General features: G+C 70.6%; 16 protein-coding genes. 5 read left to right on the top strand and 11 right to left on the bottom strand.

Features of this window, described 5'->3' with window-relative positions; genetic code table 11:
* Nucleotides 1-31: 31 nt before the first annotated feature.
* Both EZ313_RS04250 and EZ313_RS04245 read left to right on the top strand, forming a co-directional pair.
* Complete coding sequence (locus EZ313_RS04250) at nt 32-649, top strand: dioxygenase family protein (protein ID WP_135261958.1); 618 nt, start codon at nt 32-34, stop codon at nt 647-649.
* Nucleotides 650-678: 29 nt separating this feature from the next.
* On the top strand, nt 679-1,440 hold the full coding sequence (locus EZ313_RS04245; protein ID WP_135261957.1) for an SDR family NAD(P)-dependent oxidoreductase: 762 nt from the start codon (nt 679-681) through the stop codon (nt 1,438-1,440).
* Nucleotides 1,441-1,452: 12 nt separating this feature from the next.
* On the opposite strand, the gene EZ313_RS04240 is transcribed toward EZ313_RS04245, so the two are convergent.
* Genes EZ313_RS04240 through egtB form a run of 4 tightly spaced genes read right to left on the bottom strand, consistent with a single transcriptional unit; the run spans nt 1,453 to nt 4,761 of the window.
* A complete protein-coding gene (locus EZ313_RS04240; protein ID WP_135261956.1) occupies nt 1,453-2,181 on the bottom strand; it encodes a 2OG-Fe dioxygenase family protein in 729 nt (242 codons plus the stop codon).
* Between the two features lie 38 nt (nt 2,182-2,219).
* Entirely contained in the window at nt 2,220-2,501 is a 282-nt protein-coding gene (locus EZ313_RS04235) for a DUF427 domain-containing protein (protein WP_135261955.1), read from the bottom strand.
* Nucleotides 2,502-2,527: 26 nt separating this feature from the next.
* Nucleotides 2,528-3,514 carry an L-histidine N(alpha)-methyltransferase gene (egtD, locus tag EZ313_RS04230; RefSeq protein WP_135261954.1) on the bottom strand — a complete coding sequence of 329 codons (987 nt, stop codon included), beginning with the start codon at nt 3,512-3,514 and terminating at the stop codon, nt 2,528-2,530.
* Entirely contained in the window at nt 3,511-4,761 is a 1,251-nt protein-coding gene (gene egtB, locus EZ313_RS04225) for an ergothioneine biosynthesis protein EgtB (RefSeq protein WP_135261953.1), read from the bottom strand. The genes egtD and egtB overlap by 4 nt, the downstream gene beginning before the upstream one ends.
* Nucleotides 4,762-4,912: 151 nt before the next feature.
* On the opposite strand from egtB, the gene EZ313_RS04220 reads away from it, so the two are divergent.
* The gene (locus tag EZ313_RS04220; protein WP_135261952.1) at nt 4,913-5,965 is read left to right on the top strand and encodes an NADP-dependent oxidoreductase; all 1,053 of its coding nucleotides are present in this window, start codon (nt 4,913-4,915) and stop codon (nt 5,963-5,965) included.
* Here the strand turns inward: EZ313_RS04220 and EZ313_RS04215 are convergent.
* Both EZ313_RS04215 and EZ313_RS23690 read right to left on the bottom strand, forming a co-directional pair.
* On the bottom strand, nt 5,949-6,365 hold the full coding sequence (locus tag EZ313_RS04215; protein ID WP_135261951.1) for a hypothetical protein: 417 nt from the start codon (nt 6,363-6,365) through the stop codon (nt 5,949-5,951). The genes EZ313_RS04220 and EZ313_RS04215 overlap by 17 nt on opposite strands.
* On the bottom strand, nt 6,362-6,487 hold the full coding sequence (locus tag EZ313_RS23690) for a hypothetical protein (RefSeq protein ID WP_276606941.1): 126 nt from the start codon (nt 6,485-6,487) through the stop codon (nt 6,362-6,364). The genes EZ313_RS04215 and EZ313_RS23690 overlap by 4 nt, the downstream gene beginning before the upstream one ends.
* 254 nt (nt 6,488-6,741) lie before the next feature.
* Between EZ313_RS23690 and EZ313_RS04210 the strand changes: the two genes are divergently transcribed.
* Nucleotides 6,742-8,037: an erythromycin esterase family protein gene (locus EZ313_RS04210; protein ID WP_240788526.1), complete on the top strand. Its 1,296-nt coding sequence runs from the start codon at nt 6,742-6,744 to the stop codon at nt 8,035-8,037.
* On the opposite strand, the gene EZ313_RS04205 is transcribed toward EZ313_RS04210, so the two are convergent.
* The 3 genes from EZ313_RS04205 to EZ313_RS04195 all read right to left on the bottom strand — a co-directional run bounded on the left by EZ313_RS04205 (nt 8,038) and on the right by EZ313_RS04195 (nt 10,717).
* On the bottom strand, nt 8,038-8,541 hold the full coding sequence (locus EZ313_RS04205) for a cupin domain-containing protein (protein ID WP_135261949.1): 504 nt from the start codon (nt 8,539-8,541) through the stop codon (nt 8,038-8,040).
* A gap of 10 nt (nt 8,542-8,551) precedes the next feature.
* Complete coding sequence (locus EZ313_RS04200) at nt 8,552-9,571, bottom strand: methionine synthase (protein ID WP_135263564.1); 1,020 nt, start codon at nt 9,569-9,571, stop codon at nt 8,552-8,554.
* Between the two features lie 132 nt (nt 9,572-9,703).
* Complete coding sequence (locus tag EZ313_RS04195) at nt 9,704-10,717, bottom strand: LLM class flavin-dependent oxidoreductase (protein WP_240788525.1); 1,014 nt, start codon at nt 10,715-10,717, stop codon at nt 9,704-9,706.
* A gap of 57 nt (nt 10,718-10,774) precedes the next feature.
* Between EZ313_RS04195 and EZ313_RS04190 the strand changes: the two genes are divergently transcribed.
* Nucleotides 10,775-12,112 carry an NAD(P)/FAD-dependent oxidoreductase gene (locus EZ313_RS04190; RefSeq protein ID WP_135261948.1) on the top strand — a complete coding sequence of 446 codons (1,338 nt, stop codon included), beginning with the start codon at nt 10,775-10,777 and terminating at the stop codon, nt 12,110-12,112.
* Between the two features lie 41 nt (nt 12,113-12,153).
* On the opposite strand, the gene EZ313_RS04185 is transcribed toward EZ313_RS04190, so the two are convergent.
* Nucleotides 12,154-12,597, bottom strand: coding sequence for a hypothetical protein (locus EZ313_RS04185; RefSeq protein ID WP_205960329.1), 444 nt, complete (start codon nt 12,595-12,597; stop codon nt 12,154-12,156).
* Complete coding sequence (locus tag EZ313_RS04180) at nt 12,594-13,439, bottom strand: TIGR02587 family membrane protein (RefSeq protein WP_135261946.1); 846 nt, start codon at nt 13,437-13,439, stop codon at nt 12,594-12,596. Before EZ313_RS04180 ends, EZ313_RS04185 begins: the two co-directional genes overlap by 4 nt.
* Between the last annotated feature and the right edge of the window lie 126 nt (nt 13,440-13,565).

Raw genomic sequence — 13,565 nt, 5'->3', positions numbered from 1 at the left:
CCGCGGGCGTCCGACTCACGAAGGAGCCGCGATGACCCATTCCCCCACCCGCCGCGCAACGGCCGCCGCCCTCGTGTTCGCGCCGGCCCTGCTGCTGGGCGCGCGAGCCCAGGCCGCGCGCCGGCCGACGCCGTCCCAAACCGAAGGCCCGTTCTATCCGGTGAAGCTGCCGGCCGATAGCGACAACGACCTGCTGCGAAACGGCAGCCGCCAGTACGCCAAGGGCCTGCCCGCCTGGGTCGACGGAACAGTCGTCGACGTTCAGGGCCGGCCCGTCTCCGGCGCCACGGTCGAGATATGGCAGTGCGACGAGGCCGGCCACTACCACCACCCGGGCGACGGTGGGCGCGCAGACCCCGACTTCCAGGGCTTCGGTCGCGTCACCGTGGGGGCGGACGGCCGCTATCGGTTCCGCACGATCAAGCCGGTGCCGTACACCGGGCGCACGCCGCACATCCATCTCAAGGTGCGCATGGGCCAGCGCGAACTGCTGACGACCCAGCTCTACGTGGAGGGCGAACCGAACAACCAGCGCGATGGGCTGTGGCGCAGGATGGGCGAGGAGGACCGGCGCGCGGTGACGGTGCCCTTCCGGCCCGCGGGCGACGGCCTGCTGCAGGCGAGTTTCCCGATCGTGCTCGCCGCCTGAGGGCGAGGCGGCCCGCTTAGCATGCGGGCATGAACACCTCCGCCCACCTCACCATCCTCACCGGCGCCTCGCGCGGCATGGGCTTGGCGCTTGCCGAGCAGCTGATCGACGCCGGCCACGACCTGCTGTGCATCTCGCGCAAGACCAACGATGCGCTGCAGCAGCGCGCCGAGCGCGCCGGCCGCAAGCTCGAGCAGTGGCCGCAGGACCTGGCCCGGCCCGAGACCGCCGCCGCGAAGCTGGAGACTTGGCTCACGGCACACGGGTCGAAGGGTTTGTCGAGCGTCACGCTGATCAACAACGCCGGCACCATCCCGCAGATCGCGCCGCTGGCCGAAATCCCCATGGCCGACCTGGCACAGGCGCTGCGCGTGGATCTGGAAGCGCCGATGGTGCTGACCGGCGCGTTCCTGCGCGCGACCGCGGTGTGGCCGTGCGCGCGCAAGGTGCTGAACATCTCTTCGGGCCTGGGTCGCCGCGCGATGGCGTCGCAGGCGGCGTACTGCGCGGCCAAGGCCGGCATGGACCATTTCACGCGCTGCCTCGCGCTGGAGGAGGCGCAGAAGTCGAACGGCGCGAAGGTCTGCTCGCTCGCGCCGGGCGTGATCGATACCGAGATGCAGGTGCAGCTTCGCACCGCCGACGCGAGCCGTTTCCCCGACATCGGCAACTTCCAGGCGATGAAGGACAAGGGGATGCTCAGCTCGCCGGACGAAGCGGCGTCGCGGATCCTGAAGTTCCTCGGGCGGCCCGGCTTCGGCGAGAACCCGGTGGCTGACGTGCGCGACTGATCGGCCGGGGGCTCAGTCGCCCTGGAACCCGCCCGCGCGATACGTCAGCACCAGCGTGTCCCGGTGGCCGCCGGGCCCCGTGGGCTGGATCGGCGTGGTTTCGTGCACCACGCGCTCGTCGTCCAGCAGCAGCACGCTCCAGGGCTCGGACAGCGTGAAGCGCTGGCCCGCCGGACCGTCGGCTTCGAACACGCGCGTCTCGCCGCCCTTGATGCCTTCGCGTGCCAGCAGGAACACGGCCACGAGATCCACGCCGTCGCGGTGAGCGCCCTCCGGCGTGGGCCGGCCGATGCCGTCGGTGGTGTCGATGCGGAACTGGTGCGCCTCGACGTACCAGCGCTGCCCGCCCTTGACCGCCGTCGCGAGGCGCCCGAGCGCGAGCAGCAGCCGCGACCACGCCGGCGCGGCGACCACTTCCGCGCGCATCGGCTCGAACCAGCGCTGCATGCCGCCGTGCAGCGCGTTGTATTCCACGGGCTGCCAGTGGGCGCGGTGCGCGGCTTGCACCAGTTCACCGCTCTCGCCCACGAAGCACGAATGGCGGCGGCGCCGGTAACGGCCGCCGTCCTTCAGGTAGGCGTCCGGCGGCAGGTCGTCCCACGAAGCGTTCAGCGCCACCAGCTCTGAAAGTTCGCAGCCGGCCAACTCGCACACGCCCTGCGCATCGAGCACGGCATAGCCGCGCGAGCGCAGCAGCAGCGCGGCATCGGAAACGGTGGAATAGGCGGGGGACAGCACGATGCGGCAAGCTTAACAAGCGCGCCGCATCCCTCCCGGGATCAGGGCTCGACCTTCACGCCCTTCCAGAACGCCACCCGCCCGCGAACCATCTCGGCCTCGGGCTTCGGCTCGGGGTAGTACCAGACCGCATCGATGTTCATCTCCCCGTTGACCAGCAGCGAGTAGTAGCTGGCCTGCCCCTTCCATGCGCAGGTGGTCTTGTGATTGGAGAAGCTCACGTACTCGCGTTTGAGCGAGCTCTCCGGGAAATAGTGGTTGCCTTCGACGACCACGGTGTCGTCGCTTTGCGCGATCACCGCTCCGTTCCAGGTGGCCTTCATCCGCACGCTCCTTTGGTTTCTCTGACTCACTCGCGCTCAGGCGCCCGCAGCCAGTGCACGCTGAACAGCCGGTCCGGGTCGGTCCAAACGGCCTGCGGCCGGAAGCCGGCCTGCACGGCCAGCCGCCGCAGCCCGTCGAGCGTGAACTTGTACGAATTCTCGGTGTGCAGCGCCAGGCCTTCGTCGAGTTCGTAGCACTCGCCTCCCAACGCTACCCGCTGGTGCCTGCGGCTGACCAGGTGCATCTCGATGCGCCCGGCCGCCGCGTTGTAGAACGCGCTGTGCCAGAACGCGTCGACGTCGAAGTCGGCGCCCAGCTCCCGGTTGGCGCGCGCGAGCAGGTTGAGATTGAACGCGGCGGTGACGCCCTGCGCGTCGTTGTAGGCCGCGTGCAGCACGGCCGGATCCTTCACCAGATCGGCGCCGAACAGCAGGCCGCCGCCGCTCAGCATGCGAGCCGCGCCACGCAGGAACTGCAGCGCCTCCGCGGGCGTGAAGTTGCCGATTGTCGAGCCCGGAAAGAAGCCCACCCGCGGCGCACCGGCGAGCGCCGGCGGCAGGTGGAAGGTCGACGTGTAGTCGCCCGCGACCGGCAGCACCAGCAGCCCGGGATGTTCGCGCTCCAGCTCGGCCGCGCTCACTTCGAGATGCTCGGAGGAGATGTCGATCGGCAGGTAGCGCCGCGGCCGCAGGTCGCCCAGCAACAGCCGCACCTTGCTGCAGGACCCGGCGCCGAACTCCACCAGATCGCAGCCGGTGCCGATCTCGCGTGCGATGTCGGCGGCGTTCTCCGACAGGATCGCGCGCTCGGTTCGGGTCGGGTAGTACTCGGGCAGCTCGCAGATGCGATCGAACAGGCGCGAGCCCTCGGCGTCGTAGAAGTACTTGGGCGAGATCGAATGCGGCGGCGCGGCCAGCGCGCGCTGCAGGTCCTGCAGGAAGCCAGCCTCGTCAGCGGTCTCGACGTCGACGGCCGTGCGCAGCGGGGCGGGCGCCAGCAGTGCGGGGATCATGCGGCGTCCTTCGCCAGCCGCAGGCCGGAGAACTGCCAGCGCGCGGCCGGCGGGAAGAAATTGCGGTAGGTCCTGCGCGCATGGCCGGGCGGCGTGAAGGCGCTGCCGCCGCGCAGCACCAGCTGCCCGACCATGAACTTGCCGTTGTATTCGCTCACGGCGCCCGGCAGCGGCCGGAAACCGGGGTACGGGTCGTAGGAAGAGCGCGTCCATTGCCAGACATGGCCGCTCATCTGCGAGATGCCCGGCGCGTCCCACATCGCCTCCCATTCGAATTCGGTCGGCAGCCGCGCGCCGGCCCAGTCGGCATAGGCGGCGGCCTCGTAGAAACTGAGCTGCGACACGGGCGTAGCGGGGTCGAGCGGCTGCACGCCGGCCGGGCCGAACACCTGCCAGTGATCGGCGGGTGCCCGCGGGTCGCCCGGCGCGAGCCAGTACGCGGGCGCGGACCAGCCTTGCATCTGCACCGCAGCCCAGCCGTCCGAGAGCCAGTGCAGCGGCTTGGCGTAGCCGCCGTCCTCGATGAAATCCAGGTACTCGCCGCAGGTGACCGGGCGATCGGCCAGCCGGAACGGCCGCAGCAGCACCTCGTGTCGTGGCGTCTCGTTGTCGAAGGCGAAGCCCTCGCCCGGGTGGCCGATCTCGAAGGCGCCTCCCGGATGTTCCAGCCACCGCAACGCAGGCGTCTTCCCCGCAAGCCGCAACGGCGGCTGCTCCTGCGGCCTCCAGGCGGGCAGCAGCGGGTTGCACGAGAACGCATGCAGGATGTCGGTGGCGATGAGCTCCTGGTGCTGCTGCTCGTGCTGCAGGCCCAGCTCGACCAGCGGTGCGGCAGCGCTCCAGGCCGCGTCACCGGCCTCGCGCGCGAAGGCTTGCATGGCCGCGTCGACGTGCGCGCGATAGGCGTGCACCTGCGCGAGCGAAGGACGCGTCAGCAACCCGCGCTGCGGCCGGGGATGGCGCGGGCCGAGCGACTCGTAGTACGAGTTGAAGAGCCGGGCGAAAGCCGGATCGAAGACCTCGTAGGCCGCGGCGTGCGGGCCGAGCACGACCACTTCGAAGAACCAGCTCGTGTGCGCCAGGTGCCACTTGGTCGGGCTGGCGTCCGGCATCGATTGCACGCACTGGTCTTCGGGCGACAGGGTGGCGGCGAGTTCGAGGCTCGCCGCGCGCACTTGCGCATAGCGGGCCGCGATGGCGTCGCGGCCGCCCGGCACGGAGCGCGGCGCGGTGGACAGGCTGGGCATGGGAGTTCTCCTTGCGTTCTTGTCGCGCGGCCTTCGCGGATTACGGCCGGGCGGAATTCTTGGTGGCGCGGGCCGCGGCCGGGCTGTCACATGCGCTACCGTCCGTGGCGTGCGCCGCCATCAGGATGCGCCTTGTCCACAGGAGCCCGCCATGACCGACCTCAGCCAGCTCAGCAACCAGCAGATCCGCCTGGCGCGCCGCCCCGTGGGCACGCCCACCGGGGACGACTGGCAGCAGACCACCGAGCCGGTGCAGGCGCCGCCTGCGGGCGGCCTCGTGGTCAAGACGCTCGCGCTGTCGCTCGACCCGGCGATGCGCGGCTGGATGAACGAGGGCAAGAGCTACATCGCCCCGGTGGGCATCGGCGAGGTGATGCGCGCAGGCGGCATCGGCCGCGTGCTCGCGTCGTCGCATCCGAAGTTCGCGGTGGGCGACCTGGTCTCGGGGATGCTGGGAGTGCAGGCCTACGCCGGCCTCACGGCGGAGCAGGCGGGGCGCGCCGGGCTGGAGAAGATCGACACCCGGATGGGCAGCGTCACCCAGTGGCTGAACGTGCTGGGCATGCCCGGCATGACGGCGTACTTCGGCCTGCTGGACGTGGGCCAGCCGCGTCCCGGCGACACGGTGGTGGTCTCGGGCGCGGCCGGCGCGGTGGGCCAGACCGTCGGCCAGCTTGCGCGCATCAAGGGCTGCCGCGTGGTGGGCATCGCCGGCGGCCGCGCCAAGTGCGACTGGGTGGTGGGCGAGCTGGGCTTCGACGCCTGCATCGACTACAAGGCCGGCAACGTGCGCGCCGGCCTGAAGGAACACTGCCCCAAGGGCGTGGACATCTATTTCGACAACGTCGGCGGCGACATCCTCGACGAGGTGCTGGCCCGCCTGGCGATGCACGCGCGCATCGTCATCTGCGGCGCGATCAGCCAGTACAACAACACGGCGCCGGTGCAGGGGCCGCGCAACTACCTGTCGCTGCTGGTGCACCGGGCGCGCATGCAGGGCATGGTGGTGTTCGACTACGCCGAGCGTTTCCCGCAGGCCGTGGCCGAACTTGCGGGCTACCTGAAGGACGGACGCATGAAGAGCCGCGAAGACGTCGTGCGCGGGCTCGAGAATTTCCCCGAAGCGCTCAACCGCCTTTTCACCGGCGAGAACTTCGGCAAGCTGGTGCTGCAGGTCGCCGATGAGGTCACCGGCTCGCGATGAGGTCGAGCGCATCCCGCACCAACGAGGCTTGCGGCTGCGGCCGCTGCGTCTTCTTCCACTCGCCCAGGCGGCTGGGGCTGCCGTCCATCCGAACGAAGTAGACGGGCCGCTCGCAGGCCTGCCACTTGGCGCAGTGATCCGCCCAGCGCCGCAGCTGGCCGGGCGGGACATACAGGTAGACCGGATCCTGGGCCGCGGGCTGCTCCGCCCGCTTCGCCACGACGGGCTTGGCGTGCACCAGCGGCGGGGCCTCGCCGCGCACCTCGATGCGTCCGTAGATCCCGGGCTTGAGCGGCGCGCCGGTGGTGGCGTTGCGCCAGGAAGCGTTCCGCTGCGGTTCCGCGGCCGCATTGGCGACCGCCAGCAGCGCCGCGCAGGCGCCGACGACGCCGGCTTTCAAGCGGCGCCTCCGGCCGCCACCAGCGCGGTCGTCACCGTCACCAGCGCGACCACGCCCACCAACAGGGCCTGGAACGGGCCGGGCGCGGGGGACTTGGAGGATGAGGGCTTTGAGGTCTTCATGGCAGAGGCTTCCTCGGCGGACCCTTGTTGTAGCCATGACCTACGGCTGAGCGTGTAGGCGCGCAGGAAGCGGAAACGGCGATTTCTCCCGCATGGAAGTAGGACTGGGCCGACATGCCGCTTGTCGTGGCGCCACCGAGCTCAGCCGCAAGCGCCCGCGCTCGGGTCTGTCGACCTGCTATGGGCGACCGGAGGTCGGCTATACGGTCGCGGCACGCCGTTTGCCGTCACCGTGCATGGAGCACGACTCGCTCTTGCAAGCCATCCAGCAGCAGGCACGCCCGCTGCGGTCGGCCGCGCCCGCCCCGCTGCTGGAGGCGCTCGCCCGGCGGCGGATCGCGCTCCTGGGCGAGGCCAGCCACGGCACGCAGGAGTTCTACTCGCTGCGCGCGCAGATCACGCAGGCGTTAATCGCCGACCACGGCTGCCGCGCCGTGGTGATCGAGGGCGACTGGCCCGACGCCTGGCGGGTGAACCGCTGGGTACGCGGCCTGGAGGACGGCAGCGCCGACGACGCGCTGTCCGGATTCGAGCGCTTCCCTACCTGGATGTGGCGCAACACCGTCGTGCGCGACTTCATCACCTGGCTGCGCGATTTCAACGGCAGGCTGCCGCCGTGGCAGCAGTGCGGCTTCTACGGCATGGACCTGTACAGCCTGTTCGGCTCGGTCCGTGAGGTGCTGGCCTACCTCGACCGCGCCGACCCGGAGGCCGCGCAGCGCGCCCGGCGCCGTTATGGCTGCTTCGATCACTTCCAGCAGAACCTGCAGGCCTATGGCTACGCCGCGGGCTTCGGCACCGGCTTCAGCTGCGAGGAAGCGGTGGTGGCGCAGCTCACCGAGCTGCTGCGCAACTTCCCGCCCGCCGACGACGGCGACCCCGATGCGCTCTTCCACGCGCAGCAGAACGCACGCCTGGTGCGAAACGCCGAGCAGTACTACCGCAGCATGTTCCGCGGGCGCGCGTCGTCCTGGAACCTGCGCGACCTGCACATGACGGACACGCTGTCCGCGCTCTCGGCCCACCTGCAGGAGCGCAGCGGCCAGCCGCCGCGCATGGCGGTGTGGGCGCACAACTCGCACCTGGGCGACGCCAGCGCGACCGCCATGGACGAACAAGGCGAATGGAACGTCGGCGAGCTGATGCGCCAGCGCCTGCCCGACGACGTGTTCCTGCTCGGCTTCACCACCTACGAAGGCACGGTGCGCGCCGCCTCCGAATGGGAAGAGCCGGCGCAGGTCAAGCGCGTGAGGCCCGGCCTGCCGGGGAGCTGGGAAGCGCTGTTCCACGACGTCGGCCACGACAGCTTCCTGCTGATGCCCGACGACGCGTTGCGAACGAAGATGGACGAGCCCTTGCTGGAGCGCGCGATCGGGGTGATCTACCTGCCGGAGACCGAGCGCCGCAGCCACTACTTCAGCGCCCGCATCGGCGCGCAGTTCGATGCGGTGATCCACATCGACAGCACGCAGGCGCTGGAGTCGCTGCCGGAGCACGCGCCGGAAACGCAGGAAGTCGAGGTGCCGGAGACGTATCCGGCCGGCGTCTGACTACACGCCGCCGCGAGGGTGCGTGGGATCCACCCACAGCACCTGCTCGGGCTTTTCCACCGGCTCGATGTCCAGGTTGATCGCCACCGCCTCGCCATCACTGCGGCACAGCACGCACTCCAACTGCTCCGTGGGGCTGGCGTTGATCTCCTGGTGCGGCACATACGGCGGCACGTAGATGAAGTCGCCCGGCCCGGCCTCGGCCGTGAACTCCAGCTTCTCGCCCCAGCGCATGCGCGCTCGGCCCCGGACCACGTAGATCACGCTTTCCAGGTGGCCGTGGTGGTGCGCGCCCGTCTTGGCGTTCGCGTGGATCGTCACGGTGCCGGCCCACAGCTTCTGTGCACCGACGCGGGCGAAGTTGATCGCCGCCTTGCGGTCCATGCCGGGCGTCTGCGCGGTGTTCGGGTCCAGCTGGTTGCCGGGAATCACGCGCACGCCGTCGTGCTTCCAGCGCGGCGCGTGGTCGTGGTCGTGGTCGTCGTGGGTGTGGTCGTGCGCCATGGGCGTCTCCTCAGCCGTATCGGCGCCGCGCGAGCTCCGCGCCGCGCGCCAGCGCCTGCAGTTTCTTCAAGGCGACCTCGCGGTCCATCGGCGCCAACCCGCAATTCGTGCAGGGGATGAGCCGCTCGCGCGCGACGAACTGCAGCGCCCGCCCGATCGTGTCGGCCACCTGCTCGGGCGTCTCTACCTCGTCGCTGGCCACGTCGATCACGCCGACCATCACGTCCTTACCCTGCAGCAGCTTCATCAGCTCCGGCGGCACGTGCGAGTGGTAGCACTCCAGGCTCACCTGGTCGATGCTGCTGCGCGCGAGCGCCGGGAAGACCTGCTCGTACTGGCGCCACTCCTCGCCCAGCGTCTTCTTCCAGTCCACGTTGGCCTGGATGCCATAGCCATAGCAGATGTGCACGGCGGTCGTGCACGACAGCCCGCGCGCCGCGCGCTCCAGCGCCTGCACGCCCCACTCGGCGGCTTCCTTCATGTACACGTTGAAGGCCGGCTCGTCGAACTGGATCACGTCCACGCCGTCGGCCTGCAGCGCCAGCGCTTCCTGGTTCAACAGTTCGGCGAACGCCATCGCCATCTTCACCTTGTCGCCGTAGAAGCGGTCGGCGACCGTGTCGACGATGGTCATCGGGCCGGGCAGCGTGAACTTCAGCTTGCGCCTGGTGTGCGCGCGGGCCAGCTGCGCCTCGAAGGCATGCACACGGCCTTTCAGCCGCAGCGGCGCGACCACCTGCGGCACCATCGCGTCGTAGCGGTTGTTGCGGATCCCCATCTTCACCTTGTGCTCGAAGTCGATGCCTTCGATGCGCTCGAGGAAGCCGTGCACGAAGTGCTGCCGCGCCTGCTCGCCGTCGCCCACGATGTCCAGGCCCGCGTCCTCCTGCGCCTTCAGCCACATCATCGTGGCATCGGCCTTGGCTTCGAGCAGCGCATCGCCCGTCGCTTTCCATTCGGGCCAGAGCTTGTGCGTCTCGGCCAGCCACGAGGGCTTGGGGAGGCTGCCGGCGATGGCGGTGGGGAACAGCATGCGGGTCTCCTCGGGGTGTGGGCGCAGATCATCGCTCCGCGATGGCTCGGCGGCATTCGGTGAAACGCGCAGGGGCGGGGGACGGGGCGCCGCGCGGCAAGCACACCGCCAGCCGCGAAGGCGCAAGCCTCAAGCACCCTCCAAGGCGAACGCCTCCGCCAGCAACTCATAAGACCTTCGCTGCGCCACCGGATCCCAAGCCCAGGTGACGATGGCGATCTCATCCAACTTGAGTTCGTCCGCCAGCGCCAGCAACTGATCCCGCACCCTCGCGACACTCCCCACGATCGCGCGCCGCCGCAGCTGCTCTGCCTCGGCCCGCTCCATCGCCGTGTATTCGCGCACCGCCTGCTCCGGCGGCAGCAGCGGCCCGAAACGGCCGGTGCGGCGATCGACGCGCGCCCGCTCGCGGCTCTTGAACAGATGCCAGGCCTCCTCGTCCGTCTCGGCGGCCAGCGCGGCGAGGCAGACGGTCGCCATCGGCCGCTCGATCACGCCGGGCCGGAACGCGGAGCGGTACAGGGCCAGCGCCGCATCGCAGCCCTCGCCGTCGGTGATGAAGTGCGCGAACGCATACGGCAGGCCCAGATGCGCGGCGAGCTGCGCGCCGTAGCCGGAGCTGCCCAGCATCCACAGCTGCGGCGCCGTGGCATGCACCGGCAGTGCTCGGATACCGTGGCCCGGATGGCCGGGGGGCATGTCCTCGCCGGTGACCCAGGCCTGGAGTTCCATCACCTGCTGGGGGAAGTCGTTGGCCGATTGCAGGTCGGGGTTGAGCAGCGCCGCGGTGCGCTGATCGCTGCCCGGCGCGCGGCCCACGCCCAGGTCGATCCGACCGGGCGCGAGCGCATCCAGCACGCGGAACTGCTCGGCCACCTTGAAGGGCGAGTAGTGCGGCAGCATCACGCCCGCGCTGCCGATGCGGATGCGCGAAGTGCGCGCGGCCACCGCCGCCATCAGCACTTCCGGCGCCGTGCCCACCAGCGTCGGCAGCGCGTGGTGCTCGCTCAGCCAGAAGCGGTGGTAGCCGAGCGCCTCGCAGCGTTCGGCCAGCGCCACGGTCTGGCGGATGGACTCGTCCTGCGGGCGGCCCGCGCGGGCCACCGACTGGTCGAGCACGGAAAGGCGCAACTTCGAAGTCATGCGCCAAAGCTTCGCACAGCGCCTGCGGATGTGCAGCCCGGCCGGGATAATTCCCCGATGCCCTCTCCCACCGCCACCAACCCCGCCCGCCCCCGCGTCGTCGTCATCGGCTGCGGCTTCGGCGGCCTGGAGGCGACCAAGGCGCTGTGCAACGCGCCGGTGGACATCACCCTGGTGGATCGCACCAACCACCACCTGTTCCAGCCGCTGCTGTACCAGGTGGCCACCGCGGGCCTCGCGGCGCCCGCCATCGCCGCGCCGGTGCGGCACCTGTTCCGCAAGCAGCCGAACGTGACGACGTTGCTGGGCGAGGCGAACCGCATCGACGCGGCCGCGCGGATCGTGCACCTCACGGACGGCACCGCCCTGCCCTACGACCACCTGATCGTCGCGGCCGGCGCGACGCACAGCTATTTCGGCCGCGACGAGTGGGCCCGGTTCGCGCCCGGCCTCAAGACGCTGGACGACGCGTTCGAGATCCGCCGCAAGGTGCTGCTCGCCTTCGAGACGGCGGAGAAGGAACTCGACCCGGCGCGCCGCGCGGGCTGGATGAACTTCGTCGTGATCGGCGGCGGCCCCACCGGCGTGGAGATGGCCGGCACGATGGCCGAGATCGCGCGGCAGACGCTGCCCGGCGAGTTCCGCCGCATCGATCCGGCCAGCGCCAAGGTGCTGCTGGTCGAGGGCAGCCCGCGCGTGCTGCAGGCGATGCCCGAGGACCTGAGCCGCCGCGCCACCGAGCAGCTCCTCAAACTGGGCGTCGAGGTGCGAACCGCCTCGCGTGTCACCGCCATCGATGCGCGCGGGCTGGAAGTGCGGCCCGCCGAGGGCGAGCCTTACCGCATCGAGAGCCGCTGCATCATCTGGGCGGCCGGCGTGGCCGCTTCACCGCTCGGACGAGAGATCGCCGCCGCTACCGGCGCGACGCTGGACCGCGCGGGCCGCGTCGTGGTGGAGCCCGACCTGAGCCTGCCCGGCCATCCGGAGATCAGCGTCGTCGGCGACCTGGCCGCTGCGATGAGCCATCTGGCGGGCCACGAGCCGCGGCCCGTGCCCGGCGTCTCGCCCGCGGCCAAGCAGATGGGCCGCACCGCCGCCGGCAACCTGCTCGCGCGGCTGGAAGGCCGGCCCACCAAACCGTTCCGCTACCGCGATTACGGAAGCCTCGCCACCATCGGCCGCAACGCCGGCGTGGTGGACCTCACCACGCCGTTCGGCCGCGTCAAGTTCAGCGGCTACCCCGCCTGGTTGTTCTGGCTGTTCGCCCACGTCTATTTTTTGATCGGCTTTCGCAACCGCATGGTGGTGCTGTTCGACTGGGCGTCGGCCTACTGGAGCCGGCAGCGGTACGCGCGGGTCGTCACGGACATCGAGCCCGCGCCGGTGGACGGTTGAGAGGACACCTGGCGCTCGCGCGCGAGCGCCAGGGCGGCACCTCAGGGCTCGCGATAACTGCGCACCGACAGCTCCAGCGCGAACCGGCGCGGGTCGGAGCGGAAGAACAGGCCGGCCTCGCCGCTGGAACGCGCGGGCACGTAGTCGAGTTCGACTTCAGCTTCTTCGACGACCTGCGCACCCTGCCGCAGCCGCCCCTGCACTCGAAGCGCCGCGGCAGGCGCCGCGCCCGCGTTCTCCACGCGCAGCCTCACGTGGTGCTGCTCGCCCTGGCGCTCGATCGAGACGATCTGCACCGCCGGCTCCACGCGCCCGTCGCGCCCGCTGATGGCGAGCCAGGCGAGGCAGGCGAGCGTGGCCAGCACGACGACGAGGCCGATGGCCGCGGCCACCCATTCGGACAGCGGCGTGGCGGACTCGCCTTCGCGCGGCCTGTCCTGGGCTCGGGGCTTGCTGGTGGCCGACGTGCCCATCTGCGCCCTCACAGGATCAGGCGCGCGGCCGCGGCGCCGATGGCGGCCGGGAAAGCGAGCACCACGACGGTGGAGAGCGCCACCGGCAGCGCCAGGCCGTCGAGCCGGCCGAACGTCCAGAGCAGGAAGGCCGACAGCAGCAGGGCGAGCGCGTAGCCCACGACCGTGAAGCGCGCGAACACGCTCCACCAGGGCGCCTGCTGGTGGTCCGGCGGCTGCCCGCGGAATTCCGCTCCATAGACGAAGGCGTGCGTGGCCGCCAGCGTCACGAGCGCGAGCAGCAGCGCCTGCGCACCGCCCAGGCGCAGCGCGATCATCAGGATCTCCTCGGTCGGCGCCACGTTGAAGGCGAGGAACAGCCCGCCGACGGCCATGATGAACAGCTCGCTGAAGTAGGAGTCCTCGCGCCCGCCGCGCATCTGCTGGCCGGCCTCGGCGTGGCCCAGCTGGCTTTGCGACAGCAGCGCGCCGATGCTGGCCGGCACCGCCTGCAGCGACACCTTGCCGACGACTTCCCTCAGGCCTTCGCCGGGCCGGAGCGCACCGAGCAGCCAGAGCACCAGCAGCGAAGCCACGAAGCCGACCAGGTAGGCGACCAGCGCATCGAGGACGTCGTCCTTGAGGCTGAACGTGGGCTCGAAGCCCACGTGCCAGGACAGCGCCACGAGGAAGGGGAAGAACAGCGCGATGAGGAGCGCCAGCCGCACGGGGCTCATGTGGAAGCCCAGCCACCACATTTCCATCGTCATCAGCAGCGGGATGCCGAAGATGACGGCCCCGGCAAAGGCGCGCGTCAGCCCGTGCGCGAAGTGCAGGTTCGCGCGGCGGTCGACGGCGGCGAGGCGGGGGTGCACGGTCGAGCCATGATGCGCTGCGGGCTGGCTCAGCTTGGGAGGAAAACTCCTCGAGTTGGTGTCGGAGGGGAGCCAGCCGCGTGGCTTGATCGGCAGCGTGCGTGCCCCCACCCCAGCCCTCTCCCA

The sequence above is a fragment of the Ramlibacter henchirensis genome, from assembly GCF_004682015.1.
Lineage (GTDB): Bacteria > Pseudomonadota > Gammaproteobacteria > Burkholderiales > Burkholderiaceae_C > Ramlibacter > Ramlibacter henchirensis.
This window is presented reverse-complemented; position numbering and strand designations above follow the sequence as displayed.